The sequence below is a fragment of the Ruminococcus sp. CAG:379 genome (genome assembly GCF_000434255.1).
GTDB classification, from domain to species: Bacteria; Bacillota; Clostridia; order Oscillospirales; family Ruminococcaceae; genus Ruminococcus_F; species Ruminococcus_F champanellensis.
Genome location: NZ_FR894894.1, coordinates 17789 through 20534, shown reverse-complemented (window position 1 = coordinate 20534; position 2746 = coordinate 17789). Strand labels below are relative to the sequence as shown.

The window sequence follows — 2746 nt, the reverse complement described above, 5'->3', positions numbered from 1 at the left end:
AGATAGATCAGCCAGCCCCGCCAGCGCATTTTGTGGATCCAATCCAGCACCCGGAATTGCACCAGCATCACAACCAATGAACCCGCCGCCGCCAAGGGTAGGTAATGCCCGGCGTAATAGCTCATGATCCCGGTCAGAATCAAGGCGGCAAACATCACCGGCACCCAGTCCAGCCTGAGCAGCCGTTTTACCATAGGGCGTTGTAGCAACAGTTCCATAAGCGTATCCTTTATGTCATCGGCAACAGCCGGAAATCGGACTGCAGCCACCAGAAATGCAGCTTTGCGCCGGCAGCAGCCATGCCGCCGGGCATTACGATATGTACCTCGCCCCGCATACGGGCTGCCTGGGACAGCAGCTCCGGATCCGGGTTTGCAGTATAGATGAGATACACCCCGCTGCCGGAACCGGACAGAAAACTGCCGGACAGCCGGGCTGCACCCAATTCTTCCGAAAAGCCCCGTTCCAGCACATGCAGTGCCAGCTCCTCCACCGCCTCTGGGCTTTCTGCCAATACCTCCTGCCAGCCGGACAGGCTTTGATAGGAAAAAACCGCTGCCATGCCCTGCCGGGCACAAAGCGCCAGCATGCCAAGCGCCCCCTCGGTGATCTGCTGCTCCAGCAGGAACCGGGACTTGTATGCAGGGGCGCCCTGAGGCCGTGCCAGATCCAGCAGCACATGTACCCGGGACAGGGAAACCGCCTCATCCATCCGCACCATCAGGCTCTGCCGCTTGGAGGACAGCTTCCAGTTGATCCGCTTCAAAGGATCCCCCGGCACATAATCCCGGTGTTCATAGCCTGCAGTGGTGGCAGCGCCAAACGCAACCTGGGTATTGGTCTCCTCCTCGCTTTCTGTCTGCACGGCGGCGCTCATAACGGTAAACAGCGCATCCTTGGCGGTCAGCTCCGGCACCTGGGGCACGATCATGACCTGCGCCGGGGCGGGCATCTCCAGTTTCAGCTTTAAAAAGCCAAAGTAGCCAATCACCCGTGGATCCGCCGCATCCACCTGCGCCTGTCCGCATATCCGGGGCAGAAGCTCCGCTTGTCGGGTGTCCTGCCTGCCGAATGCCAGAGCCGTCTGCACCGGCACCATGGGAGAATCAAAATGCCCGTCCGGCTCCAGCCGGAACCGGACAAAGGGCAGTGGAATCCGCCAGCGCTTGGTGATCTCCGCTGTCAGCATGCATGTCCCACCCTTTTTCACGCTATCAGGCAGGGTCAGCCGGATTTTCAGCTGCTGCCGGGCAAGAAGGGTCAGCAGGGCGGATGCTGCCGGAAGCAGCAGATACACCGCCAAAAGCTGCACCCCCGTATCTCCGTCCATATAGAAGGTGAACAGAGCCAGGATGCCCAGCACCGCCAGATAGCCCACTACCGCTGCCATCACTCAGCCCATGGGCACAGCCACACGATCCAGCACGGATGCCAGACACGCCTGGGGTGTGCCAAAAACGGTTTTGCCCTTTGCGGAAAGCAGGATCCGGTGCGCCAGCACACATTCCGCCATGGTCTTCACGTCGCCGGGGGTCACATAGCTGCGCTCGAACATAAAAGCGTTTGCTTTTGCCGCCTTATACAGTGCGATACTGCCCCGGGGGCTGACCCCCAGAGTGACCTCCTCCATGCTCCGGGTAGCACTGACGATGGAGAGGATGTATGCCTTCACACTGTCCGCCACGGTGACCTGCGCCACCTGCTGCTGCAACCGGAGAACGGAATCCAGCGTTACCGCCGGTGCTTTGATATTTTCAATGGGATTGTAATGCTCCGTGCGCTCCAGGATCCGCATTTCCTCCTCCGGGGTGGGATACCCCATGCTGATGCGCATGAAGAAGCGATCCATCTGCGCCTCCGGCAGGTGATAGGTACCGTAGGTCTCCACCGGGTTCTGGGTAGCCAGCACCATGAAGGGACGGGGCAGCGGACGGGTCTGACCGTCCAGACTGATCTGATATTCCTCCATGACCTCCAGCAGACTGGACTGCACCTTCGGGGAGGCGCGGTTGATCTCATCCGCCAAAAGAAAATTGCACATCGCTGCACCGGGACGGTATTCCAGCTTTCCGGTCTGCTGATCCACCATAGAAAAGCCTACCACATCAGAGGGCATAATATCCGGCGTCAGCTGAATCCGGTTGAAGCTCCCTCCCAGGGAACGGGACAGGGATGCTGCCAGCTGGGTCTTGCCAACCCCGGGCACATCCTCGATCAGCACATGACCATTACAGAGCAGTGCAGCCACTACCCGGGTAATCACCGGGCGCTTTCCTACGATGACCTGCTCCACACTGTCAAGCAGTGCCTGAATCTGATTATTCATAACTTCCCTTTCTGTCAACAGCATCTTTGCAATGCTGCATATTCTATTTATGTCTATTCATTATAGCATAGAATCCGTATTGTTTCAAGGGCATTTTTGTATGTTTCCTACAGAATAATTTGGATAAGGGTCAAAATCAAAACGGCAGCATTCTGCTGCCGTTCCGTTTGTTACTGAGGCTGCTGAGGGTTCTGATCCTGGGAATCCGCCGGAGCCTGGGGCTGTTCGGTCTGAACCGGAGCCGCCGGCTGCTGGGGTACGGCTGCCTGTGCAGCTGCATTGGCTTTGTTCATCTTGAGGATCTTGAACACGAACACCTCAATGCTGACGAGACCTGCCAGAACGGCAAGAACAATGATCCACAGCTTGCTGCCCCCATCCTTCTTTTCCCCGGACTGGTTGGAGGCTGCTGCCGCTGCC

At 58.1% G+C, this 2746-nt stretch carries 4 protein-coding genes; all 4 read right to left on the bottom strand.

Features of this window, described 5'->3' with window-relative positions; translation table 11 throughout:
• Positions 1-218, bottom strand: a 218-nt coding sequence (locus QVO51_RS06295; protein WP_288167931.1) for a hypothetical protein, incomplete at its 3' end; no start/stop codon positions are given.
• Between the two features lie 11 nt (positions 219-229).
• Complete coding sequence (locus QVO51_RS06290) at positions 230-1390, bottom strand: DUF58 domain-containing protein (protein WP_022357684.1); 1161 nt, start codon at positions 1388-1390, stop codon at positions 230-232.
• A 3-nt stretch (positions 1391-1393) separates the two neighbouring features.
• Entirely contained in the window at positions 1394-2326 is a 933-nt protein-coding gene (locus QVO51_RS06285; protein ID WP_022357683.1) for an AAA family ATPase, read from the bottom strand.
• Between the two features lie 170 nt (positions 2327-2496).
• The coding region (locus QVO51_RS06280; protein WP_288167930.1) for a hypothetical protein at positions 2497-2746 on the bottom strand (250 nt) is incomplete at its 5' end.